Annotated in this window: 19 protein-coding genes; 4 read left to right on the forward strand and 15 right to left on the reverse strand. The window is 68.5% G+C overall.

What is annotated here, in order from left to right; all coding sequences use genetic code 11:
* Positions 1-39: 39 nt before the first annotated feature.
* Together QZ847_RS00970 and mutS are read right to left on the reverse strand one after the other, a co-directional pair.
* Positions 40-2,787: a [protein-PII] uridylyltransferase gene (locus QZ847_RS00970; RefSeq protein WP_294352263.1), complete on the reverse strand. Its 2,748-nt coding sequence runs from the start codon at positions 2,785-2,787 to the stop codon at positions 40-42.
* Between the two features lie 57 nt (positions 2,788-2,844).
* On the reverse strand, positions 2,845-5,418 hold the full coding sequence (gene mutS / locus QZ847_RS00975; protein WP_294352315.1) for a DNA mismatch repair protein MutS: 2,574 nt from the start codon (positions 5,416-5,418) through the stop codon (positions 2,845-2,847).
* 127 nt (positions 5,419-5,545) lie between these two features.
* Here mutS and QZ847_RS00980 point away from each other — a divergent pair, with 127 nt between their 5' ends.
* The 3 genes from QZ847_RS00980 (at position 5,546) to QZ847_RS00990 (ending at position 8,873) form a co-directional block, all read left to right on the forward strand.
* On the forward strand, positions 5,546-6,037 hold the full coding sequence (locus tag QZ847_RS00980; RefSeq protein WP_294352264.1) for a methylated-DNA--[protein]-cysteine S-methyltransferase: 492 nt from the start codon (positions 5,546-5,548) through the stop codon (positions 6,035-6,037).
* A 39-nt stretch (positions 6,038-6,076) separates the two neighbouring features.
* Positions 6,077-8,359 carry an NADP-dependent malic enzyme gene (locus QZ847_RS00985; RefSeq protein ID WP_294188820.1) on the forward strand — a complete coding sequence of 761 codons (2,283 nt, stop codon included), beginning with the start codon at positions 6,077-6,079 and terminating at the stop codon, positions 8,357-8,359.
* A 100-nt stretch (positions 8,360-8,459) separates the two neighbouring features.
* A complete protein-coding gene (locus QZ847_RS00990; RefSeq protein ID WP_294352266.1) occupies positions 8,460-8,873 on the forward strand; it encodes a hypothetical protein in 414 nt (137 codons plus the stop codon).
* A gap of 6 nt (positions 8,874-8,879) precedes the next feature.
* On the opposite strand, the gene QZ847_RS00995 is transcribed toward QZ847_RS00990, so the two are convergent.
* From QZ847_RS00995 to QZ847_RS01055, 13 genes are all read right to left on the reverse strand, one after another.
* Positions 8,880-9,986, reverse strand: coding sequence for a cell wall hydrolase (locus QZ847_RS00995; protein ID WP_294352269.1), 1,107 nt, complete (start codon positions 9,984-9,986; stop codon positions 8,880-8,882).
* Between the two features lie 113 nt (positions 9,987-10,099).
* Positions 10,100-10,288 (reverse strand): hypothetical protein, encoded by a 189-nt coding sequence (locus QZ847_RS01000; RefSeq protein ID WP_294188825.1) that lies wholly within the window; start codon positions 10,286-10,288, stop codon positions 10,100-10,102.
* Positions 10,289-10,290: 2 nt separating this feature from the next.
* Entirely contained in the window at positions 10,291-11,439 is a 1,149-nt protein-coding gene (gene tgt / locus QZ847_RS01005) for a tRNA guanosine(34) transglycosylase Tgt (protein WP_294352271.1), read from the reverse strand.
* A complete protein-coding gene (locus tag QZ847_RS01010) occupies positions 11,436-11,960 on the reverse strand; it encodes an EF-hand domain-containing protein (protein WP_294352273.1) in 525 nt (174 codons plus the stop codon). The genes tgt and QZ847_RS01010 overlap by 4 nt, the downstream gene beginning before the upstream one ends.
* Positions 11,961-12,113: 153 nt before the next feature.
* Complete coding sequence (locus QZ847_RS01015; RefSeq protein ID WP_294352275.1) at positions 12,114-12,800, reverse strand: response regulator transcription factor; 687 nt, start codon at positions 12,798-12,800, stop codon at positions 12,114-12,116.
* A gap of 1 nt (position 12,801) precedes the next feature.
* Positions 12,802-15,486 carry a sensor histidine kinase KdpD gene (locus tag QZ847_RS01020; RefSeq protein ID WP_294352277.1) on the reverse strand — a complete coding sequence of 895 codons (2,685 nt, stop codon included), beginning with the start codon at positions 15,484-15,486 and terminating at the stop codon, positions 12,802-12,804.
* Positions 15,486-16,070 (reverse strand): potassium-transporting ATPase subunit KdpC, encoded by a 585-nt coding sequence (gene kdpC, locus QZ847_RS01025; RefSeq protein WP_294352279.1) that lies wholly within the window; start codon positions 16,068-16,070, stop codon positions 15,486-15,488. The genes QZ847_RS01020 and kdpC overlap by 1 nt, the downstream gene beginning before the upstream one ends.
* A gap of 12 nt (positions 16,071-16,082) precedes the next feature.
* Entirely contained in the window at positions 16,083-18,131 is a 2,049-nt protein-coding gene (gene kdpB, locus QZ847_RS01030) for a potassium-transporting ATPase subunit KdpB (RefSeq protein WP_294352281.1), read from the reverse strand.
* Between the two features lie 12 nt (positions 18,132-18,143).
* Complete coding sequence (kdpA, locus tag QZ847_RS01035) at positions 18,144-19,847, reverse strand: potassium-transporting ATPase subunit KdpA (protein WP_294352283.1); 1,704 nt, start codon at positions 19,845-19,847, stop codon at positions 18,144-18,146.
* Between the two features lie 13 nt (positions 19,848-19,860).
* Positions 19,861-19,950: a K(+)-transporting ATPase subunit F gene (kdpF, locus tag QZ847_RS01040; protein WP_019517694.1), complete on the reverse strand. Its 90-nt coding sequence runs from the start codon at positions 19,948-19,950 to the stop codon at positions 19,861-19,863.
* A 112-nt stretch (positions 19,951-20,062) separates the two neighbouring features.
* Positions 20,063-20,956: a TorF family putative porin gene (locus tag QZ847_RS01045; protein ID WP_294352284.1), complete on the reverse strand. Its 894-nt coding sequence runs from the start codon at positions 20,954-20,956 to the stop codon at positions 20,063-20,065.
* Between the two features lie 174 nt (positions 20,957-21,130).
* Entirely contained in the window at positions 21,131-22,306 is a 1,176-nt protein-coding gene (nhaA, locus tag QZ847_RS01050; protein ID WP_294352316.1) for a Na+/H+ antiporter NhaA, read from the reverse strand.
* 258 nt (positions 22,307-22,564) lie between these two features.
* Positions 22,565-24,649 carry a M13-type metalloendopeptidase gene (locus tag QZ847_RS01055; protein ID WP_294352286.1) on the reverse strand — a complete coding sequence of 695 codons (2,085 nt, stop codon included), beginning with the start codon at positions 24,647-24,649 and terminating at the stop codon, positions 22,565-22,567.
* 117 nt (positions 24,650-24,766) lie between these two features.
* On the opposite strand from QZ847_RS01055, the gene QZ847_RS01060 reads away from it, so the two are divergent.
* Positions 24,767-25,048, forward strand: a complete 282-nt coding sequence (locus QZ847_RS01060) for a hypothetical protein (RefSeq protein WP_294352288.1) — start codon at positions 24,767-24,769, stop codon at positions 25,046-25,048.
* Positions 25,049-25,052: the final 4 nt, after the last annotated feature.

The raw sequence follows: 25,052 nt of genomic DNA on the forward strand, positions 1-25,052 counted from the left end.
GAAGGGGGCCGGTCCGCACACGCGGGCCGGCCCCTTCTCTTACGCGGCCTCCTCCAGCGCGCGTCCTGCGGCAGCGGCGAGCAGGCGGCGCTCGAGCCCCTTGATCTTCGACGACAGCGAGATCTTGTCGCCGGTCAGATCGGTCAGGTAGAAGGTATCGACCGCGCGCTCGCCATAGGTCGAGACATGCGCGGAGTGGATCGTCACCTTCGACTGGAACAGCGCGTGGGCGAGCTGGTTGAGCAGCGCCGGACGGTCGCGCGCGTTGACCTCTACCACGGTGAAACGGTTCGACGCCTTGTTGTCGACCAGCACATTGGGCTCGATCGCGAAGGCATCGGCGCGCAGGCGCGGCAGCGGTTTCGCCTTCAACCGGTCGGTCAGGCGGACGCGCCCGGCGAGTGCGTCCTCGATCGTGACGCGGATGCGCTGCAACTGCTCGGCCTCATCGAACGGGCGGCCGAGCGGGTCCTGGACGAGGAAATTGTCGAGCGCCATGCCGTCGCGCGTGGTATGGATACGCGCATCGATGATGTTGCCGCCCGCAACGTTGATCGCCCCCGCAATGCGGAAGAACAGCCCCGGGTGATCGGTCGCGTAGACGGTGACGAGCGTCGCACCGCGTTCGGGATAGACCTGCGCCGCGATCGATAGCGGCGCGTCGCCCGCCCGCGTGACGACGCGCGCGTTCGCCTCCAGCACGTCGGCGGGCTCGGCGATCCAATAGGGTTCGGGCAGGCGGCGCACGTAGGCGGCGAGCGCGGCGGCGTCCCAGTTCATCGCATCGCGCAAGCCCTCCTGCTTCGCCTCGACCCGCTCGGCGCGGCCCTTCTGCTTGTGCCCGAGACGCAGCACCTCCTCCGCGCCCTCGTACAGGTCGGCGAGCAGCTGTCCCTTCCAGCCGTTCCATGTGCCGGGGCCGACCGCACGAATGTCGACCGTGGTCAGCACCAGGAGCAGCCGCAATCGTTCGAGGCTCTGCACGGTTGCGGTGAAATCGAGGATCGTCTTGAAGTCCGACAGGTCCCGCTTGAACGCGGTCGCCGACATGAGGAGATGGTGGCGCACCAGCCACGACACCGTCTCGGTCTCCGCGCGGGTGAGGCCGAGCCGCGGGCAGACGCGCAGCGCGACCTCCGCGCCCAGCACCGAATGATCGCCGCCGCGGCCCTTGGCGATGTCGTGCAGCAGGACGGCGACGTAGAGGACGCGGCGCGAGACGACCTGCTCCATCACCGCGCTGGCGAGCGGATGGTCGGCCTTGAGTGCGCCCTGCTCGATCCGCGCGAGCAGGCCGAGCGCGCGGATGGTGTGCTCGTCGACCGTGTAGTGATGGTACATGTCGAACTGCATCTGCGCGACGACGCGCGCGAAATCAGGCACGAAGCGGCCGAGCACGCCGGTCTCGTTCATCCAGCGCAGCACCAGCTCGGGATCGTTCGGACTGGTCAGCAGGTCGAGGAACAGCGCGTTGGCGCGCGGGTCGCGCCGGACCGAGGCGGCGAGTTTTGCGTCACGCGTAGCGCAGCGCATCGCGAGCGGGTGGATCTCCATCTTCGTCTGCGCGGCGATCGCGAACGCCTCGACCAGGCGCACCGGATCCTCGACGAAGAAGTCATCGCGCGGGATCGCGAGCCGACCACGGTCGACGGTGAAGCCGTTCAGTTTGCGCGGGCTACGCAGCAGACGTTTGATCCGCTCGCCGCTGTGGCGACGGTTGTAGCGCTCCTCCAAATGGGCGAGGAACAGGCCGGTGAGCGAGCCGACGGTCTTCGCCTGCAGGAAATAGAATTGCATGAAGCGTTCGACCGCCGGTTTGCCGGGTCTATCGGCGTAATGCATCCGCTGCGCGATCTCGCGCTGGTAGTCGAATGTCAGCCGGTCCTCGGCGCGGCCCGCGATCAGGTGGAGGTGGCAGCGCACCGCCCAGAGGAAATTGTCGGCGCGGTGGAACAGGCGATATTCGTCGGCGGTGAACAGCCCGGCTTCCTTCAACTCGCGCGAGCTGCGCACCTTGTAGGCGTATTTGCCGATCCAGAACAGCGCGTGAAGATCGCGCAGGCCGCCCTTCCCCTCCTTGACGTTCGGTTCGACGACGTAGCGCGTGTCGCCCATGCGGATGTGGCGCGCGTTGCGCTCCGCGAGCTTGTCGGCGACGAACTCGCGCTCGGTGCCGCTGCGCACTTCCTGGTCGAAGCGCGCTGCGGCTTCCTCGTACAATGCCTCGTCGCCCCACAAATAGCGCGCCTCGAGCAGCGCGGTGCGCACGGTCACGTCGCCCTTCGCCTGGCGCACCATGTCGTCGAGCGAGCGGCTGGAATGGCCGACCTTTAACCCCAGGTCCCACAATGCGTAGAGCATCGACTCTATCGCCTGCTCGGCCCAGGGCGTCTGCTTCCACGGGGTGACGAAACCGATGTCGACATCGCTGAACGGCGCCATCTCGCCGCGCCCATAGCCGCCGACCGCGATCAGCAGCAGCCGCTCCGACGCGGTCGGATTGTTCAGTGGGTAAAGCCGCGCGACCGTGAAGTCGGCCAGCGCGACGATGACCTGATCGACCAAATACGCCTGCGCGTTCGCCGCCTCCAGCCCGCGCGAGGGATGTTCGGTCAGGCGCCGCGCGATCTCTGCGCGGCCGGCGTCGAGTGCGCCCTTGAGGATCGCGGTCGCGCCGCGGCGAAGCTGTGCGTCGCCCTTCCCCGGCAGCGCGGCGAGCGCCTCGGCGAGCACGCGGCGGTCGACGATGGCACGGCGGTTGGGCAGTTGCTCGAAGGTACGGCGCATGATCGCAGACATAAGCGTGCGATGCAGCGAAGGGGAGCCCCGCGTCAGCCCCGGACACTATCCTTCACGGGCGAGCGCCTTCAAGCGATACAGCGTGTCTAGCGCCTCGCGCGGGGTAAGCGCGTCGACGTCGATTGCCTCGACCTCGGCACGGATCGCGTCGCACTGCGCCTCCTCGGCCTGTGCCGCGGCGGCGAACAGCGGCAGGTCGTCGAGCCCGGCGGCGAGCCCGCCGGTCTTGGCGCGCCCGGCCTCCAGCTTGGCGAGCACCGACTTGGCGCGTGCGACGGTGCCGGGCGACATGCCCGCCAGCCGCGCGACCGCGAGGCCGTAGCTGCGATCGGCCGGCCCCTCCGCCACCTCGTGCAGCAGCACGAGATCACCCTTCCACTCGCGCGCGCGGACATGGTGGAGCGAGAGCGCGTCGCAGCGTTCGGCAAGCCTCGTCAGTTCGTGATAGTGCGTCGCGAACAAGCAGCGGCAACGGTTCTCCTCGTGGATCGCCTCCACCACCGCCCAGGCGATCGCCAGCCCGTCATAGGTCGAGGTGCCGCGCCCGACCTCGTCGAGGATGACGAAGCTGCGCGGCGTTGCCTGTGCGAGGATCGCGGCGGTCTCGACCATCTCGACCATGAAGGTGGAGCGGCCGCGCGCGAGGTTGTCCGACGCGCCGACGCGGCTGAACAGGCGATCGACGAGGCCGATCGTGGCGCGTTCCGCCGGAACGTAGCTGCCTGCCTGCGCAAGCACCGCGATCAGCGCGTTCTGGCGCAGGAAGGTCGACTTGCCGCCCATGTTGGGGCCGGTGACGAGCCACAGGCGGTTCGCCTCCGACAGGCGGCAGTCGTTGGCGACGAAGCGGTCGCCGGCACTGGCGAGCGCGCGCTCGACTACCGGGTGGCGTCCGCCCGCGACCTCGAAGCAGGGCTGCTCGACCATCTGCGGCCGAGTCCAATGACCCTCGGCGGCGCGTTCGGCGAGCCCGGCCGCCACGTCCAGTCGCGCGAGCGCGTCGGCGGTCGCGGCGATGTTTTCGCGCGCGGCGAGCGCGGTCTGCGTCAATTCTTCCAGATGCGCGGCCTCGGCGGTCAGCGCGTGGGCGCCAGCCTGCGTTACGCGCGCGGCGACCTCGTGCAGGTCGGGCGCGTTGAAGCGGATCGCGCCCGCCATCGTCTGGCGGTGGGTGAAGCCTGAATCGGCGCGCATCAGCGGGTCGGCGGCGCGCGCGGGCACCTCGATATGGTAGCCCAGCACGCCGTTGTGCTTGATCTTGAGCGCGGAAACGCCGGTGTCGGCGCGGTATTTTGCCTCCAGCGCCGCGATCGCGCGCCGCCCGCCCGCGCCCGCGTCGCGCAGGTCGTCGAGCGCGGCGTCGTAGCCCGTGGCGATATAGCCGCCGTCGCTCGCCTCGATCGGAGGTGCCGGCACCAGCGCGCGCTTGAGCAGGTCGATGAGCGTGCCGTGTCCGCGCAGCCGCGGCAGCGTGTCGGCGAGGAGTGCGGGAGAGGGTTCGACGCGGCCGAGCAGTTCGGCGAGGTGCCACGCGCCGTCGAGACCGTCGCGGAGTTGTCCGAGATCGCGCGGGCCGCCTCGCCCTGCCGCCAGCCGTCCGAGCGCGCGGCCCACGTCGGGGAGCGCGCGCAAGGCGCTGCGCAATCGCTCGCGTAAACCATCGTCGTCGTGGAACAGTGCGACGAGCGCTTGCCGCGCTTCGATCGCGCCCAGGTCCATCAGCGGCGCGGCGATGTCCTCGCTGAGCAGCCGCGCGCCAGCGCCCGTCACGGTGCGATCGACCGCGTCGAGCAGGCTGCCCTTGCGCTGCCCGGTGACGGTGCAGGTCAACTCCAGGCTCTCGCGCGTCGCCGCGTCGATCGCCATCGCCTCGGCGGCGGCGCTGAGTGCGGGCGGGCGGAGGAATGGCAGCGCACCCTTGGCGTTATGTTCGAGATAGGCGACCAGCGCCCCCGCCGCCGACAGCGCGGCGCGCGAGAACTGGCCGAAACCGTCGAGCGTCGCGACGCCGTACACGCGCTTCAACCGCGCCTCGCCGGCCGCGCTGTCGAAGTCGGCGCGCGGGCGCCACACGCTGGCGGGGTGGTCCGCACCCTCGCACGCCACCACCTCGGCCGCGCCCAGACGCGCGAGTTCGGCACCCATGCCGCCCGCGTTGGTCTCGACCACGACGAAGCGTCCGGTCGAAACATCCGCGGCGGCGATCGCGACCTGGCCGTTCACCTCGCCGATCGCCGCGCACCAGTTCGCCGCACGCGCGTCGAGCAATGCTTCCTCGGTCAGCGTACCGGCAGTGACGAAACGAACGATCGCGCGGCCGACCAGCGCCTTCGATCCCCGAGCCTTGCGCGCCGCCTCGGGTGTCTCGGTCTGCTCGGCGATGGCGACGCGGTGACCCGCCTTTATCAGGCGTTGCAGGTACGCTGTCGCGGCGTGGACGGGTACGCCGCACATCGGGATCTTCTCGCCCTCATGCTCGCCGCGCGCGGTCAGCGCGATGTCTAGCACCTGTGCCGCCACGCGCGCGTCGTCGAAGAACAGCTCGAAGAAGTCCCCCATGCGGTAGAACAGCAGGCAATCCGCCGCCTCCGCCTTCAGCGCCAGATATTGCGCCATCATCGGGGTCGGGGTGGAAACGCTCGCCATCGCCGGCGCGATACAGAAGCGCGCGCGGCCGCGAAAGGCGTGTCGGTGCCGACGAGGCGGCGCTATACCTGCGTGCAAGCAACCGGAAAGCGGCTCCATCATGCTGTATCGTTCGTCCCTGCCCTCCCCGATCGGTACGCTGACGCTGGTCGCGTCGGACGCGGGGCTGGTCGCGATCCTGTGGCCCGACGAGACGCCCGACCGGGTGCGTTTGGGCGACGCCAGCGAGCGCGACGATCACCCGGTGCTCACTGCCGCGGCTGCGCAGATCAGCGAGTATTTCGCCGGCACGCGCACGGCGTTCGACCTGCCGCTCGACCCGCAAGGCACCCCGTTCCAGCGCGATGTGTGGCTCGCGCTCGCCGACATCCCGTTCGCCGAGACGCGCAGCTACGCCGAGATCGCGCGCGCGATCGGCCGCCCTTCCGCCACGCGCGCGGTCGGCGCGGCGAACGGGCGCAATCCGCTGTCGATCGTGGCGCCGTGTCACCGGGTCGTCGGCGCGAACGGCGCGCTGACCGGCTTCGCCGGCGGGTTGGAGACCAAGCGTTTCCTGCTCGATCACGAGCGGCGCGTCGCGGGCGTCTGGTAGCGGTTCACATTGCGGCCACCTTTCCGTAAGGGCAGCGGCATGACCGATCCCCGCAACGGCGCCGCCGAAGAAGTGAGCAACGACCAGTTCTCGGAGCGCGAGGCGCTGCTGTTCCACTCGGAGGGGCGGCCGGGCAAGATCGAGATCATCGCATCGAAGCCGATGGCGACGCAGCGCGACCTCGCGCTCGCCTATTCGCCCGGCGTCGCGGTGCCGGTGCGCGCGATCGCGGACGATCCCGCCACCGCCTACGATTACACCGCCAAGGGCAATCTGGTCGCGGTGATCTCCAACGGTACCGCGATCCTGGGGCTCGGCAACCTCGGCGCGCTCGCGTCCAAGCCGGTGATGGAGGGCAAGGCGGTGCTGTTCAAGCGCTTCGCCGACGTCGATTCGATCGATCTGGAATTGGCGACCGAGGACGTCGACGCGTTCGTCAACGCGGTCGCACTGCTGGAGCCGAGCTTCGGCGGCATCAACCTTGAGGACATCAAGGCGCCCGAGTGCTTCATCATCGAGCAGACGCTGCGCGAGCGGATGAACATCCCCGTCTTCCACGACGACCAGCACGGCACTGCGATCATCTGCGCCGCGGGGCTGATCAACGCGTGCCTGCTGACGGGGCGTAAGCTGTCCGAGATCAAGGTGGTGGTGAACGGCGCGGGCGCCGCCGCGCTCGCCTGCACCGACCTGATCAAGGCGATGGGGGTCAGGCAGGAAAACGTCATCATCTGCGACCGCACTGGCGTGATCTACCAGGGGCGCGAGGGCGTGAACCAGTGGCAGTCGACGCACGCGGTTGCGACCGATCGCCGCACGCTGACCGAGGCGCTGGCGGGAGCGGACGTGTTCCTTGGCCTGTCGGCAGCGGGGGCGCTGAAGCCTGAAATGGTCAAGGACATGGCGAAGGCGCCGATCATCTTCGCGATGGCGAACCCGGAGCCGGAAATCCGCCCCGAGCAGGCACGCGCCGCGCGTCCCGACGCGATCATCGCGACCGGGCGCTCGGATTATCCGAACCAGGTCAACAACGTGCTGGGCTTCCCGTTCATCTTCCGCGGCGCGCTCGACGTGCGTGCATCCGCGATCAACGACGAGATGAAGATCGCCGCCGCCAACGCGATCGCCGAACTGGCGCGGCAGCGGGTGCCCGAGGAGGTCGCCGCGGCTTACGGCGTGCAGCACAGCTTCGGCCCCGAATATATCATCCCGGCGCCGTTCGATCCGCGGTTGATGGAGGAAGTGTCGGTCGCGGTTGCGAAGGCGGCGATGGACTCGGGCGTGTCGACCAAGCCGATCCTCGACATCGACGCGTACCGCCAGTCGCTGCGCGCGCGATTGAACCCGACCACCTCGGTATTGAGCCTCGCCTACGAAGGCGCGCGTGCGCATCCCAAGCGCGTGATCTTTGCCGAGGGCGAGGAAGAAGTCGTGCTGCGCGCCGCGATCGCGTTCAAGGAAGGCGGCTACGGCACGCCGGTGCTGGTCGGACGCGACGACGTGCACGACCGTCTCGCCGCGCTCGGCATCACGCATCCGGAAGAATATGAGGTGCATAACAGCCGCAAGTCGCCGCTGGTGCCGCGCATGGTCGACTTCCTCTACGGCCGGCTGCAACGCCGCGGCTTCCTGCGCCGCGATTGCGAGCGGATGATCAACCAGGATCGCAACACCTTTGGCGCGGTGCTGCTGCAACTGGGCGAGGCCGATGCGATGATCACCGGGATCACGCGCACCTTCGCGCAAAGCTACCGCGAGGTGCGGCGCGTGATCGATCCCAAGCCCGATCGCACGCCGTTCGGCATCCACGTGCTGGTGGGACAAAGCCACACGATCTTCATCGCCGACACGACCGTCAACGAGCGGCCGAGTGCGGAGGAACTGGCCGACATCGCGGAGCAGACCGCCGCGGTCGCGCGCCGCATGGGCCACGAACCGCGCGTCGCGTTCCTCAGCTACTCGACCTTCGGTACGCCCGAAGGCTCGTTCCTCGACAACATTCGCCAGGCGGTCACCGTGCTCGACGGGCGGCAGGTGAGCTTCGAGTACGAGGGCGAGATGTCGCCCGACGTCGCGCTCAATCCCAAGCAGCAGGCGAATTACCCGTTCGCGCGGCTGTCGGGTCCGGCCAACATCCTGGTCATGCCGGGGCTGCAATCGGCCAATATTTCGGCGAAGCTGCTGCGCGAGCTGGGTGGCGACGACATGATCGGACCGATGCTGATCGGGATGGAGAAGCCGGTGCAGATCGCGCCGATGACCTCGACCGCGGGCGACCTGATGACGCTGGCGGTGCTGGCGGCTGGCGGGATCGCGCGCTGAACGAAAGGGCAGCGGGGATGCGGACTTTGCTCGTCGCGTAAAATGCAACCGGCAGCCCAGGTCGTTCATTCCGCCTCCGTCACTTGGTTCAAGGAGGCGGATGATGAAGATGACGGTGATGGCGCTCGGCGCCGCGATGCTGGTGGCTGGTTGCGCGGGCGATTACGGCGGGCGGCCGGGTTATGCCGGCTATAACGGCTATGGCGCGTACGACTATAATCGGCCCGATCCGTCCTATAACGGTTATTACGCCGACCGTTACTACCGCGATGATCCGAGCTATCGCGAGCGCCGGCTGAGCCGCCGCGATCGCGTCTACGTCGGCAACGACGGGCGCTACTACTGCCGCCGCAACGATGGCACGACCGGGTTGATCGTCGGCGGACTCGCCGGTGGTGCGCTGGGTGCGGCGATCGCGCCGGGTGGATCGGGCCTGCTCGGCGCGCTGATCGGCGGCGCGGGTGGCGCGGCGCTGGGCCAGTCGGTCGACAAGAACAACGTGCGCTGCCGTTGAGGCCGATTACCTGAGCGGTTTGCCCGAGTCCTTCCAGCGATCGAGTATCTGGGACTCGGGCAGATCGCTCTTGGACGACACACCCGATGACGACGGGACGACGATCGCTTCGCCGCTGCTGGCATGACGTGGTTGGATATCGATCGCCGGTGTAATCTTGCGCTCGGTTGGCGTTGTATGCGCCGCCGTAGCAGCGGGCGGTACGGTTGCAGCGGCGGTGGGAGCGGGCAAGACGATCGCCTGATCGGCCGCAACGATCGGGGTAGGGATCACGGCGTCGATCGTGCGGTGCGGACCCGGTACCGGCTCATGTCCGGCATAACGCTGGACGAAGGCGCCCGCAGTACCCCAGAAGCCTTTCCAGCGGTGGAAGAAATGCGCGCCGATCGCGTCGGTCATCACCAGCGTGCGGTTCCACGCCGGCGTGACCGCGTAGGTATGGTAGTGCGTCGCGAGACCGACGGGTGCGAAGACGTAGCCGCCGAGCGCCGCTGCCGCGACGCGTGCCGCACGTGCCCAGCCTGAGGGTGACGGCACCCGCGCCATCGCGCCGTCGCAGGCGAAGCTGAACTGGCACGAGCGCCGCTCCGATCCCTGATAGACCACGCCGCAGACGGTGGCGGGAAAGGCGGGGTGGCGCGCACGATTGAGGATCACCTGAGCGACCGCGCGTTCCCCGTCGTCGGGCTCCGACGCCGCCTCGTAATAGATCGCAGCAGTAAGGCATTCGAGCGCGCGGCCGCGATCGACCGACGTGGCCGCCGCGGTGGAGAATGGTCGCGCGGCGATCACCGAGCCGTTGCTCGCGGGCAATCGCGCGAAGGCGAGCGGCACCGGCGGCAGCGCGATCGTGCCGGTGGTGCCGGCGGCGGGCGAGGCGTAGATCGGGTCAGCGGCGTCAGCGGCTTGCCCGCTCGCCTGCACAGTCGCGGGCACCGGCACGCTGAGTGCGGCGTGAGGCGCGCGGGCGTAGCCGTCACCGACGACGCGCAACACGCCCTGTATAGCGAGCGCCGAGGCAAGCAGGATCACGAGCGCCGCGACGATCGCCCACGACACGCGCACCTGGCGCAGCCGCACCAATGCGGTACCCGGTCCCGTTCGCCTCGCCATGCCGATGATCGCGCCTGCTCCGTGCCACACCCGCGGTCGCGCAGGGCAATGCACGCCTTAGCGCGGCAATCCTTGCCGATCCGCTATCACGCGTCCGCGCGAGGCGGAAACGCTCAGCGCTTCTTGCCGTTGGCGAACAGCAGCGCGGCCGCGACCGCGGCGGAACCGATGCCGACGCCGACGATGCCGCCCAATTGCCAGCGGCGCGCCTTGTCGCTCGCCTTCGCCTTATCGGCGCCCGCGTCCTTGTGTGCCTTCGCAGCCTTGGCGGCTTCGAGGATCTCGTTCGGCTCGTCGCTCATCGTCATTCTCCCTTGCCGCCGCCGTAGCGCGCGCGGAAATCGTCCGCAAAGGCCGAAAGCGTGCCCGCGGCGATCGCGGCGCGCAGGTCGGCCATCAGCGCCTGATAGAAAAAGATGTTGTGCTCGGTCATCAGCATCGCGCCCAGCATCTCGCCAGCGCGGACGAGATGGTGCAGATAGGCGCGGCTCCACGTGGCGCAGACGGGGCACGCGCACGCCGGGTCTAGCGGTCCCTGATCCTCGGCGAAGCGCGCGTTACGGATGTTGATCGGCCCTGCGCGCGTGAACGCCTGACCGGTGCGGCCCGAGCGCGTCGGCAGCACGCAGTCGAACATGTCGACCCCGCGCTCGACCGCGCCGACGATGTCGTCGGGCTTGCCCACCCCCATCAGGTAGCGCGGGCGATCGGCGGGCAACTGCGCGGGCGCATAATCGAGGCAGGCGAACATCGCCTCCTGCCCCTCACCCACCGCCAGACCGCCGATGGCGTAACCGTCGAAGCCGATGTCGATCAGCGCGTCAGCGGAGGCGCGGCGAAGTCCCTCGTCGAGCGCGCCCTGCTGGATGCCGAAGATCGCATTGTGTTCGGCGTGCGCCTCGCCACCGCGGCCGTCGAGCCCGTCGAAGGCGTCGCGGCTGCGCTTCGCCCAGCGCATCGAACGTTCCATCGCCGCAGCCTGCACCTCGCGCGTCGAGGTCGTCGGCACCAGTTCGTCGAACGCCATCGTGATGTTGCTGCCGAGCAGGCGCTGGATCTCGATCGAGCGCTCGGGCGTGATCAGATGACGCGATCCGTCGAGGTGCGAGCGGAAGGCGACGCCCTCCTCCGAGCGCCTGGTCAGCTCGGACAGGCTCATCACCTGATACCCGCCCGAATCGGTCAGGATCGGGCGGTCCCAGCCCATGAAGGCGTGCAACCCGCCCAGCCGCGCGACGCGCTCGGCACCCGGGCGCAACATCAGGTGATAGGTGTTGCCGAGGATGATGTCGGCGCCCGCCGCACGCACGTCGGCAGGCTTCATCGCCTTGACGGTCGCGGCGGTGCCGACCGGCATGAACGCGGGCGTGCGGACGACGCCGCGCTCCATCGCGATCTCACCGGTGCGCGCGCGTCCGTCGGTCGCGGCAATCGTGAAGGCGAAGCGGGTCATCGGCGCTTCTTCTCGGGCGCGGGCGCTGGACGTGGCAGGGGACGCCCGGCGGTCGGCCCCTTCGCATCGACCGGACCGGTGCGATAGGTAACCAGTTCGGCGCGGCTGATCCGGTGATCGCCGTTCTTGTCGTAGCGCGCGAACAAGCGCGAGAAATGGTCCTGCAATTCGTCGAGCGAGACCTGATCGTCCTGGTTGCGGTCGACCTCGAACGGGCTCGGCAGCGCGTTGCGGTCACCCAGCCAGCGCTCGGCCCAGTCGGCGAAGGCGATGTAGCGCAGATAGCCGCTCTTCGCCGTGTCGATCGCCTCGAACGATCGCCTGACCCCGTCCTGCATCTCCGACCGGTCGACGAAGCCGTCACCGTCAGCATCGAAGGTCGCGATCATCATCGCCACCGGCTCGACCACCATCGTCGCGGGCGTCTGCGGCGTGCCGGGCAGCGGCGCGCGCACGACGATCTCCGGGTCCGCAGCGGATGCCGCGGCCTGGAGCGCCAGCGCGAGCAGGCCTGCGATCACGCGGGCACCTGTCGCAACATGCCTACTGGATGATTTCGGCCGTTTCCACGCACCTTCAACGACCTTCCACTACGAGCCAGAACGCCGGCTGCTGCGATCCCTAGCCAAGCCGGCGCGGTGGGATCAAGCCGCAACGATCCGGCGCACTCGCCGTCACTGATCGGCGCGGAGCCGATAGCCGACGCCCAGTTCGTTGGCGATGACGCTGCCGACCGGTTCGGGCGCTTCCAATTTCTGGCGCAGGTTGCGGATGACGATGCGCAGATATTCGACGCGCGGGTCCTCGTCCGCGCCCCAGCATGCCGACAGCAACCGCTCGTGCGTGACGACGCGGCCGATGTGTCGCGCGAGGACGCCGAGCACGTCATGTTCCTTGCGAGTGAGGTGAAGCTCTTGCGCCCCGCGCAGGACGGTCCGGCGATCGAGGTCGATGCTCAGGTCGCCGCGGTGGACGATCTTCGGAATGGTCTCCGATCCACCGTGGTGGCGCAGCGCGACGCGCAGGCGGGCGAGCAGTTCGTCGGTGTCGAACGGCTTGGTGACGTAATCGTCGGCGCCGAGGTCCAGCGCGCTGACCTTTTCGTCGACCGCGTCGCGTGCCGACACGACCAGGATGACGAGGTCGGCCTGGGCGCGCAGCAAGGGTATGATGCTCAAGCCGTCGCGGTCGGGCAAGCCGAGATCGAGCAGCACCGCGCCGGGTTGCTCGGCCGCCGCCTGGCGCAGCGCATCGCGGCCGTTCGCCGCCTCGACGACGGTGTAATCGGCGCGGACCAGCGTGTTGCGCAGCAGGCGACGGATCGCGGCGTCGTCGTCCACCACCAGGATCTTGGCCGGCATGTCAGTTACCCTCGGACAAGGTTTCGCGAACGATCAGATCGGCGGGAAAGACGAGCGCGAACGCCGCGCCGGTCGCGTCGGGGCGGTTTGACGCCTCCACGGTCATCCCCATCGCCTCAGCAAACGCTTTCACGATCGCGAGGCCGAGACCGGTGCCGCCGACCGCGCGGTCCGATCCCTCCAGCCGGCGGAACGTCTCGAACACCTCGCCCTCCTGCCCCGGTGGCAGGCCGGGTCCGTGGTCGAGCACCGACAGCCTGAGCTCACCGAAGCGATTCCGTCCCTCGATCACGATGTCGCTGCCCGGATCGCCGTAGCGGCCGGCATTGTCGAGCAGGTTGAGCAGGCAGTGATGCAGCAGTTGCGGATCGGCGCGCACCAGCGGCAGGTCGGGCGGCACGTCGAGACGAACGGCGTGGCCCTCGAGCGCGCGGCGGGCGTCGTGCGCGGCGCCGGTCACCGCGTCGCTCAGGTCGATCGGCTCGACCCGCAGCCGGAGTGCGCCCGCCTCGACCCGCGCCATGTCGAGCAGGTTGGCGACGAACCGGTTCAACCGCTGCGCCTCGCTCTCGATCGTGCCGATCAGTTCGGGGCTCGCGCCGTGGTGCAGTTGCGCCGCAGCGGCGATCACCGCGGTCAGCGGCGTGCGCAGGTCGTGGCTGACCGAGGACAGGAGCGCCGCGCGCAACCGGTCGCGCGTGCGTACCGCATCGACGTCGCGCATCTCCGCCTGCAGTCGCAGCCGTTCGAGCACGAGCGCCGACTGGTCGATCAGGCTGCTGAGCAGCGGCAGCTGATCGGCGCGAACCGGGTTGCCGACCTTGTCGCTAGCTACGCCGAGTACGCCCAGCACGCGCTCGCCCGCCTTCATCGGCTGGAACAACCATTCCGAAGCGGCGAGCGTGCCCGATCCCTTGCCCGCTGGACTGCCGGTGTCGAACGCCCAGCCGGCGGCGGCGGTGTCCATCGTGTCGAGGCGGTAGGCGGGATCGCTGGCGGCGACGATCTCCAGTTCGGCCCCGTGCGCGCGCGACAGCAGCACGACCTGCACGTCGAGCAGACGGCGAACGTCGTCGCAGATCATCTGCGCGGCGGTGTCGAGGTCGTTGATGCCCGCGATCTGGCGCAGGAAGCCGGCGAGGATGGCGTTGGTCCGCGCGCTGGCGGCGGCGAGGTCGGCCTGCGCGCGCACCCGTGCGGTCAGCTGGCTGGTTGCAACCGCGATGCCCAGCAGCACGATCACCGAGACTAGGTTCTCGGGATTGCTGATCGTCAGCGTGCCGGTCGGGGGCAGGAAGAAGAAATTGTAGGCCAGGCTTGACGCGATGCCGGCGTAGAGCCCGGTGCGCAGGCCAAACAGGCTCGCCGCCGCCATGACGGGCAGCAGGTAGAGCAACGCGACATTGCCGAGATTGAGGATCTGGAACAGCGCGCTGGCGAGTGCGGTGACGCCCGCGACGATTCCCGTCGTGATCGCGTAGCCGGCGGGGCTTCCCCACTGCCCGCCGCGCCGATGCGTGGTGGTCGCCCTTGCCGGCCGCGTCGTACCGGTCACCGGCATCGGCAGCACGTGAACGGTAACGTCGGGCGTGTCGCGCACCAGCTGGTCGACGATCGAGCCGTGGCGCAGCTCGAACCAGCGCGAGCGGTGCGACTTGCCGAGCACCAGCTGCGTGGCGCGCAGATCGACCAGCACCGACTGGAGTCCGGCGACGACGCGCTCAGCGGGAACGGTCGCGACGGCGGCGCCGAGCTGGGTCGCGAGCGTCATCGTCGCGGCGACGCGGGCGTGCTGCTCGTCGGTGAAATGCGCCGCGCGCGGGGTTTCGATGAACACCGCGGTCCAGGGGCCCCGCAGCCCGTCGGCGACGCGCTTCGCCGCGCGCACCAGCGCATCGCATCCCGGCTGCTCGCTGATCGCGACGACGATGCGATCGCCGCCAGCCCAGGTGCCCCCCAGCCCCAGCGCGCGCACGTCGTCGAGCATCCGTGCGTCGACCGCCTGCGCGGCGCGGCGCAGCGCCAGTTCGCGCAGCGCCGACAGGTTGGACTTGGAGAAGAAATGGCCGAGCGCGCGCGTCGCCTCGGCAGGCAGATAGACCTTACCCGCCTTCAACCGCTCGATCAGCTCGTCGGGGGGAATGTCGACGACCTCGATCTCGGCCATCTCCAGGATCGAGTCGGGCACCGTCTCGCGCACGCGGACGCGCGTGAAGCTGGCGACGACGTCGTTCAGGCTCTCGACGTGCTGAATGTTGACGGTCGAGTAGACGTCTATTCCCGCCGCCAGCAGTTCCTCGACATCGCCGTAGCGTTTGGGATGGCGGCTGCCCGGCGCGTTGGTGTGCGCGAGTTCGTCGACCAGCACGAGGCGGGGCGCGCGCGCGAGGATGGCGTCGAGGTCCATCTCGTGCAGCGTACGGCCTTCGTAGGCCACGTCGCGCCGCGCGATGATCTCATGCCCGCGCAGCAGCGCCTGGGTTTCGGCGCGACCGTGCGTCTCGACCACGCCGATCACCACATCGACCCCGTCGCGGCGGCGCGCGGCGCCTTCCGACAGCATCTCGAACGTCTTGCCGACGCCGGGCGCGGCGCCGAGGAAGATCTTGAGCCGTCCCCGCCCCTCCTGCGCGGCGGCGCGCAGGAGGGCGTCGGGATCGGGTCTGTCGCCGCCCGCCGCCGCCATCAGCGCCGTGTAGAACGCGCCAGCGCGTCGAGCGCGCGGTTGAGCGCGAGCACGTTGACGCGCGGATCACCCAGCAACGGACGGACGGTCAGCTGCGCGACGAGCGTCCGCACCCGCACCAGCGGCAGCCCGCGCACCTGCGCGACCCTCGGCGCCTGCGCCTGCGCCGCGGCGGGCGACAGATCGGGATCGAGCCCCGATCCGCTAGCGGTGACGAGATCGGCCGGCAGCGCGCCCGCGACACCTGCGCCGCGCTGCTTCGCCACATCGGCCTTCACGCGGTCGACCAGCGCCTGCGACGTGGGGCCGAGGTTCGAGCCCGACGAGGCGAGCCCGTCATAGCCTTTGCCTGCCGCCGACGGACGCGTGTTGAAGTAACGATCGGCGATGAATGCCTGACCGACCACGGTCGATCCGATCACCTGGCCCTGCGCACCGCGAACGAGGCTGCCGTTCGCCTGAGCGGGAAACACCAGCTGCCCGATGCCGGTCATCGCGAACGGATAGGCCAGGCCGAGAAGTGCGGCGAACAGGATCGTCATGACGATCGCAGGGCGCAGCGCGGAGGAGAAGTCCTTACCCATGTGTTCTTATCCTTACGCTAGACCGAGGCCGCCGACCACGAGGTCGATCAACTTGATGCCGACGAACGGCGCGAGCAGCCCGCCGAGCCCGTAGACGGCGAGATTGCGCGCCAAGAGCGGGCCCGCCGCCATCGGTTTGTACGCGACTCCCTTGAGCGCCAGCGGCACCAGCAGCGGGATGATGATCGCATTGAAGATGATCGCACTCAGGATCGCCGACTCAGGCGTCGCGAGCCCCATGACGTTGAGCACGCCCAAGCCGGGGTAGAGCGCGACGAACATCGCCGGGATGATCGCGAAATATTTCGCCACGTCGTTCGCGACCGAGAAGGTGGTGAGCGCGCCGCGCGTCATCAGCAGCTGCTTGCCCAGCCCCACAACCTCGATCAGCTTGGTCGGGTCGCTGTCGAGATCGACCATGTTGCCGGCCTCGCGTGCGGCCTGCGTGCCGGTGTTCATCGCGACACCGACATCGGCCTGCGCGAGCGCGGGCGCGTCGTTGGTGCCGTCGCCGCACATTGCGACCAGCTTGCCGCCCTGCTGTTCCTTGCGGATCAGCGCCAGCTTGTCCTCGGGCGTCGCCTGCGCGAGAAAGTCGTCGACGCCTGCCTCGGCGGCGATCGCGGCGGCGGTCAGCGGGTTGTCGCCGGTGATCATCACGGTGCGGATGCCCATCGTGCGCAGCTCGCCGAAGCGTTCGCGGATGCCTGCCTTGACCACGTCTTTCAGGAAGATCGCGCCGAGCAGGCGACCGTCCTTCGCGACCGCGAGCGGGGTGCCGCCGGCGCGCGCGATCTCGTCGGTGATGCGGCGCAGTTCGGTCGCGGCCGCGGTCGAGCCCGACCCTTCATTGGCGCGCAGGATCGAGTCGACCGCACCCTTCTGGATCAAGGTATCGCCGAAGCGCACGCCCGAGACGCGCGTCTGCGCGGTGAACGGGATCACCTCCGCCCCGTCTGGCATCGGACGCTGGAGGTTGAAGCGGTCGCGCGCGAGCACGACGATCGAGCGGCCCTCGGGCGTTTCGTCGGCGAGACTGGCGAGCAATGCCGCCTCAGCCAGCTCGGCGTCGCTGGTGCCGCCGACCGAGCGGAACTCGCTTGCCTGACGGTCGCCGATCGTGATCGTGCCGGTCTTGTCGAGCAGCAGCACGTCGACATCGCCCGCCGCCTCCACCGCGCGACCCGATTTTGCCAAAACGTTGAAGCGGACGAGCCGGTCCATGCCCGCGATCCCGATCGCCGACAGCAGTGCCGCGATCGTCGTCGGAATAAGGGTGATGAGCAGCGCGGCGAGGATCGCGACCGGAATGCTGCCGCCGGCATAGCTCGCGAAGCCCGGAATGGTGCCGACCGCGATCAGGAAGATGATGGTGAGACCCACGAGCAGAATCGTCAGCGCGACCTCGTTGGGCGTCTTCTGCCGCTCGGCGCCCTCAACGAGCGCAATCATGCGATCGAGGAAGCCCTTGCCCGGCTCGACGGTCACCTTGACGCGGATTTCGTCGGAGATGACGCGCGTGCCCGCGGTGACGGCCGATCGGTCGCCGCCTGCCTCGCGGATCACCGGTGCGCTCTCACCGGTGATCGCGGCCTCGTTGACGCTGGCGACGCCCGAGACGACTTCGCCGTCCGACGGGATCAGGTCGTTCGTCTCGACCAGCACCACGTCGCCGACCTTCAGCTGGCTCGCGGGAACATTGTCAAACTGACGTCCGTCGCCTTTCAGCCGCTTGGCGACGAGTTCGGCCTTGGTGGCGCGCAGGCTGGCGGCCTGCGCCTTGCCGCGACCCTCGGCCAGTGCCTCGGCAAAGGTGCCGAATAAGACAGTCAGCCACAGCCAGACCGCCAGCTGCGCCTTGAAGGCAACGGTCAAATTGTCGTGACCGACGACGAGCAGGACCGTCATCAGCGCAGCGACCGCCGCGGTCACGAACATGACCGGATTGCGGACGAGTTCGCGTGGGTTGAGCTTCAGGAACGACGCCTTGATCGCCGGCACAACCAGGTCGGCGGTGAACAGGCTTTTGGCCGAAGACTTTTGGGTTTGGGCTTTTGCCATGATGGCCCTCGATCAGAACAGCTGGCCGCGGATCATGCTGAGATGATCGGCGATGGGACCGAGCGCGAGGCTCGGCAGGAAGGTGAGACCGCCCAGGATCAGGATGATCCCGACGAGCAGGCCGACCCAGAGGCCGCCGGTGGTCGGGAACGAGCCCGCGCTTTCCGGCGTGTATTTCTTCGCCGCCAGGCTGCCAGCGATCGCCAGCATCGGCACGATGACGAAGAAGCGGCCGAACCACATCGCGATGCCGAGCAGCCCGTTATAGTAGGGCGTGTTGGCGGTCAGACCCGCGAAGGCCGAGCCGTTGTTCCCGACCGCGCTGGTGAAGGCGTAGAGGATCTCCGAGAAGCCGTGCGGTCCCTTGTTGAGCGGCCCCGCCAGCCCCTGCTGCAACACCGACGACAGCGAGGTCAGGCCGAGGATGACGAGCGGCAGCACCGCGATCGCCAGCACGGCGAGCTTCACCTCGCGACTCTCGATCTTCTTGCCGACATATTCGGGCGTGCGGCCGACCATCAGCCCGGCGACGAACACCGCGAGGATCGCGAACAGCAGGAAGCCGTAGATGCCAGCGCCGACGCCGCCGATCACGACCTCGCCCAGCTGCATGTTGAACAAGGGTATCATGCCGCCGAGCGGGGTGAAGCTGTCGAGCATGCCGTTGACCGCGCCGCACGACGCCGCAGTCGTGACGACCGAGAAGAGCGCGCTGGCGGCGATGCCGAAGCGGACCTCCTTACCCTCCATGTTGCCGCCCGCGACGCCGAGCTGGTGCAGGACCGGGTTGCCCGCGGCCTCCTGCCAGTAAGTGACGGTGACGCCCGCGAGGAACAGGATCACCATCGCCGACAGGATCGCCCAGCCCTGGCGCGTGTTGCCGACGGCCTTGCCGAAGGTCCACGTCAGACCGAAGCCGATAACGAAGATTGACAGCATCTGCACGAGGTTGGTCAGCGCGGTCGGGTTCTCGAACGGGTGCGCGGAATTGGCGTTGAAGAAGCCGCCTCCGTTGGTGCCGAGCATCTTGATCGCTTCCTGGCTGGCCACCGGCCCGAGCAGGATCGACTGGCGCGCGCCCTCCAGCGTCTGCACGTCGACGACACCGGCCATCGTCTGCGGCACGCCGCTGGCAATCAGGAACACGGTGTAGATGACGCAGAGCGGCAGCAGCAGGTAGAGCGTGATCCGGGTCACGTCGGCCCAGAAGTTGCCGATCGCCTTGGCCTCGCGGCGCGCGAAGCCGCGGAACAGCGCGAAGGCGAGCGCGATGCCGGTCGCGGCCGACAGGAAATTGTGGATCGTCAGCCCCAGCATCTGACTGAGGTTCGACATCGTCGCCTCACCGCCGTAGCTCTGCCAGTTGGTGTTGGTGGTAAAGCTGACCGCGGTGTTGAAGGCGAGGTCGGGCGACAGGCCTGCCAGCCCCTGCGGATTGCCCGGCAGGACGCCCTGCAAGCGCAGTACGGCGTAGGTGAGCACAAGCAGCGCCACGTTGAACAACAGCATGTGGACCGCATAGCGGCGCCAGCCCTGCTCTTGCGCAGGATCGATGCCCGACAGTTTGTAGAAGCCGCGCTCGACGGGGCCGAGCACGACATGGAGCGGGGTGCGCCGCCCTTCGTAGAGCGCGTGGAGCCACAAGCCGACCGGCTTGGTGAGCGCCAGCAGGATGCCGACGAACAGCAGGATCAGGAACCAGCCCTGAAGAGTCATGGAACCGCTCCTTTCAGAAGCGTTCGGGGCGGATCAGGACCGCCACGAGATAGACGAGAAGGCCGATCGCGGTCAGCGCCGCCAGCCAGAGATCAAGCGTCATGTCAGCCGTCCCTCACGCATTGTCGCACAGGCGGGCGAAGGCGAGCGTCAGCGCCACCAACCCGACCAAAATGCCGATCCAGAGCAGGTCCTGCATTGCTATCCTCCGATGCTCAGAAGGCCGCGGTCAGCGAGACGACCACGGTGCTGCCGGCGATGTTGCCGGTGCCGTCCTGCCCCTTGCTGAAACTCGGGCGCAGATAGGCCGCGTCGCGGTTCGAGATGTCGGTGTCGACGTAGCTGACGTTGAAGGTCAGGTTCTTGTACGTGGCATCGGCGCCGAGCGACCAATCCCAGTAGGCGCCGGTCGGCGACACCGCGGTCGCGTTCGGCCCCAGTCCGTCCTGTCCCCAGCTGTGCCCGACATGCGCCTTGGCGGTGAACGGTGTCCCCGGCACCGCGGCCACGCCGTCACCCCACAGGTAGAGGTTATCGTCCTTCGCGCCCGGGCGATTGTAGACGCCCGCCGCCGCATCGGCGCCGGTATTGTACCATTTGCCGATCGCCTGCTGTTTCGGCGCATAGGCGACGCCTGCCGTCAGCGTGGCCGGGCCGGCAGTACCGGTCAGCTTTGCATAGGGTTCGGCGAAGTCGGTCTTGTCCGCGCCGCCTGGATACATGTACCAGGTAAGGCCAACGTCGAGCGTCGCATTGTCGGCTAGCTTCGCCTTGTAGCCGCCGATCAGGTCGAGCTCCATGTTGGCGCCGCCGAACGTGCCCCAGCCCGCAAGGTTCGACGCCCAGGTGCCGACGTACAGCCCGCTTTCGTGCGCAACGGTGATGCCGCCCTGCACTGCCAGCTGCTCGTCCGACTGCGACACGCCGCGAAAGCGGTAGTCGGACGCGATCCCGACCGACCCGCTGACGGTCAGCGCGGGCGGCGGCGCGGTTTCCGCGACCGCGACCGCCTTGTCATTGGGCGTCGACGCCGGTTGCGACTGCGCCTGCGCGGCGGCCGGCAGTGCCAGCACGGCGACCGCGACGGCGGCGGCGAAATGGACCTTCATTCTTGCACCCCTTGAGGAGCGACCGTCCCGCGACGTCGCTTTCAGGGATGCTCGATTAGGCGCAGCCGTCGTTTGAATTCGAGAGCGATTCGGGCAAATCGCATAGTGCTGGCATATAGAAGACGTATTCTCATGCCCCCGCCCGCGCCGCTCGCACGGGCCGACTTCGTCGGATCAGCGGCGCCGCGCCGCCGGTGCGCTCAGGAACAGCACGGCGGACCCGATCAGAGCCGACAGCACCGATCCGGCGAGCACGCCGAGCTTCACCTCGCGTTCGAGCAGCGGGTCGGCGAAGGCGAGCCCGCCGATGAACAGGCTCATCGTGAAGCCTATCCCGCAGAGCAATGCGGTGCCGTAGACCTGTCCCCAGCTGGCCCCGCGCGGTCGCTGCGCCCAGCCGAGCCGCTGCGCGCCCCAGACCGCACCGAACACACCCACCTGCTTGCCTACGACCAGCCCCGCCGCGATGCCGAGCGGCAGCGGATCGAGCAGCGTAGCTGGGCTGAACCCCGCCAGCGACACGCCGGCGTTGGCGAAACCGAACACCGGCACGATCAGGTAGGCGACCCACGACTGCAGCGCGTGCTCCAGCCGGTGGAGCGGCGATCCCGCCGCATCCGGCGCGCCCGGCGAGCGCCGGATCGGGATCAACGCCGCGGTGACCACGCCCGCGATCGTCGCGTGGATGCCCGACATCCACACCGCCACCCACAGCAGCACGCCCAGCACCATGTACGGCAGCAGACGCACCACCCCTAGCCGATTGAGCACGAACATGACGCCCGCGAGCCCAGCCGCCGCTAGCAGCGCCAGTCCGCTGATCTCGTTGGTGTAGGCAAGCGCGATCACCGCGACCGCACCCATGTCGTCGACGATCGCGACCGTCGTCAGGAATAGTTTGAGCGAAGTCGGCACGCGCTTGCCCAGCAGCGCCATGACGCCGATCGCGAAGGCGATGTCGGTGGCGGACGGGATCGCCCAACCGCGTGCAAGGCCGGGCGTGCCGCCCGCAATCGCGAGATATACGCCGGCGGGCACTGCCATGCCGCTGATCGCCGCGATCGAGGGCAGCGCGCGGTCGGACCAGCTCGACAAATGCCCGTCGACCAGTTCGCGCTTGATCTCGAGCCCGACGAGCAGGAAGAACAGCGCCATCAGCGCGTCGTCGACCCAGTGCCGCACCGACAACGGACCGACATGGCTTTCTAGAATGCGTGCGTAACCGTCGCCGAGCGGGCTGTTGGCGACGATCATCGCCGCCGCGGCGGCTGCCATCAACACCAGCCCGCCCGATGCCTCGCTGCGCAGGAACGCGCGCAATGCCGATTTGGGCTTCAGGCGGACCGCCAGCTTCGCCGCGGTGACGATGGGAGAGGTCTCGGCCTCGGACGAGGAAACGGGATCGTGGTCGGGCAAGCCGATGCTCCGGGCGCAGGGATTCGAGCGCTGGCGGCCCGACCAGCGCTGACAAACCTGCCGTGCGCGAACGCGCGACACCCGGTGCGGTCAGTCGCATCGTGACGACGCCATGACAACCCCGAACGGCCACGATCCGCAACCGCGCGCCGGAAAGCAGCCGGGACGCGCGCGGCGTCCCGGCCGGTCAGCTTACCAGATACGCACGCGGTCGGCGGGCGCGATATACTGCTTCTCGTCCGGCGTGATCTTCCACGCGGCGTACCAAGCGTCGACGTTGCGCAGCGGGTTGACCGCGCGGATCTGCCCCGGCGAGTGCGGATCGCTGACGAGCTGCTGGCGCAGCGCCTCGTTGCGGAACAGCGTGCGCCACACCTGGCCCCAGCCGAGGAAAAAGCGCTGGTCGCCGGTATAGCCGTCGATCACGCGCGCCGGCTTGCCCTTCAACGAGTTGTGATACGCGTCGAGCGAGATCAGTACGCCGCCCAGATCGGCGATATTCTCGCCCATCGATGCCTTACCGTTGATGTGGATGCCCGGCAGGCCGGGGAAGTCGTAGGCCTCGTACTGCGCACCGTAGCGGTCGGCCTGCGCCTCGAACTTCTTCGCATCCTCGGGCGTCCACCAATCGCGCAGCACGCCGTGGCCGTCGGACTTGCGCCCCTGATCGTCGAAACCGTGCGTGATCTCGTGCCCGATCACGCCGCCGATTCCGCCGTAATTGATCGCATCGTCGGCCTTGGGATCGAAGAACGGCGGTTGCAGGATCGCGGCCGGGAATACGATCTCGTTCTTGACCGGGCTGTAGTAGGCGTTGACCGTTTGCGGCGTCATGCCCCACTCGGCGCGGTCGACCGGCATGTTCATGCGGTTGCGATCGTAATCCCACTCGAACCGCGACGCGCGCTCGGCATTGCCGACGAGGTCGCCCGGAACGATCCGCAGGCCCGAGTAGTCGCGCCACTTGCTCGGGTAGCCGACCTTGACCGTGAAGTTCTTGAGCTTGTCCTGCGCCTGCGCCTTGGTCGCGGGGCTCATCCAATTGAGGTTCTGAATACGACCCGCGAGCGCGACGCGCAGATTGGCGACCAAAGTGTCCATCTTCGCCTTCGACTCAGGCGGGAAGTACAGCTGTACGTAGTCGCGCCCGATGCCTTCGCCGACGCCGTTCTCCGCGAACGCCACCGCGCGCTTCCAGCGCTCGCGCTGCTGCGGCTGGCCGTTCAGGAACTTGGAGCGGAAATCGAACTGCGCGTCGACGAAGCGCTTGGACAGGAGCGGCGCGATCTGATCGGCGGTACGAAACGCCTCCCACGCCTTCAACGTGTCGAGATCGGTGTCGGCATAAACCTTGGCGATGTTCGGGAAGGCGGTGTTCTGCGCTACGATCGCGCGCTCTGCCTTGCCAAGGCCTGCACCCTGCCAGAATGAATCCCACGCGAAGCCCGGCGCCTGCGCCTTCAGCTCCGCCAGCGTGGTCAGGTTATAGGTCTTGTCGCGATCACGGCTCTGCGCGCGGGTCCAGTGCGCCTGCGCGAGCCGGGTTTCCATCGCGACGACGTCGTTCGCGGCCTTTTCCGCATTGGGCCAGCCCGCCATGCCGAGCATTTGCGCGACATACTGGCGGTAGCGCGCGACCTGCGGCTGGAACTTCGCGTCGAGGTACAGGTCGCGGTCGCCCAGACCCAGCCCGGACTGGCGCAGGTAGAGCGCGTAGGTGTCGGGCTTCTTCGCGTCGTCAGACACGCCGGGACCGAAGAAGCTCGATCCGAAACCGCCAATCGCGCGGCCCATCGTCGCCGCCATCTGATCCTTGTTCTGCACCGCCTTGATCGCGGCGAGACGCTGCGTCAGCGGCGCGGCGTCGAGCTTCTCCGCCGCGGCCTGATCCATGAACCCGTTGTAGAGGATCGCCGCCTTCATCCGGTCGGGATGCGCGGTGTCGCTGGCGCTATAGCCCTGCAGCAGCGTGCGCAGCCGCTGCTCCGACAGGTCACGCAGCACCGCGAAGGCGCCGTAGGACGAGCGGTCGGCCGGGATTTGCGTGTTCTTCGCCCAGGTGCCGTTGACGAAGTTGAACCAGTCGTCGCCCGGCCGGATGCTGCGGTCCATGCCCGCGGTGTCGAAGCCCCACGGACCGTAGCTGGTCGCCCCGGCGTCGGTCGCGGGTGCCTGTGCAGACGCCGGCGCTGCCTGCTCGACCCGGCTGAGCGCGGGCGCGCCGATCGCGACCGATGCCGCGGCGGTGGCCGCGAGGAAAAAGTGCTTCTTCGACAAGGACTAATCTCCGAAAGGAAGGATAGTATCGCTGGTAACGACACTGACATAACCGGACATATGTTGCAACATCCCTGCCCTATGTTGGTTGAGTGATGTGACGGGCTCGATCGGGGTATGGCGGCCGAGCTTCCAGCGTCCATCAATCGCGGAGAACACATGATGCGTTTCGTGCAAATCGACATCTTGCCGGACGGCCGCGCGCTGGTTGACATCGACAAACTAACCCATGCCGTTCCGCAGCCGGACGGCGGCACGCGGCTGTTCCTCGGCGCGCAGCACCTCGACGTGCCGCACACGCTGGACGAGTTGGAGAACGTGCTCGCCGGCCGGGCGCGCGACGACGACGGGGAGCATAGCGGCGCGGGCTTCGGCGTGCGCGGCGGCAAATGGGTGTGACCGG

Source organism: uncultured Sphingomonas sp. (assembly GCF_913778135.1).
GTDB lineage: Bacteria > Pseudomonadota > Alphaproteobacteria > Sphingomonadales > Sphingomonadaceae > Sphingomonas.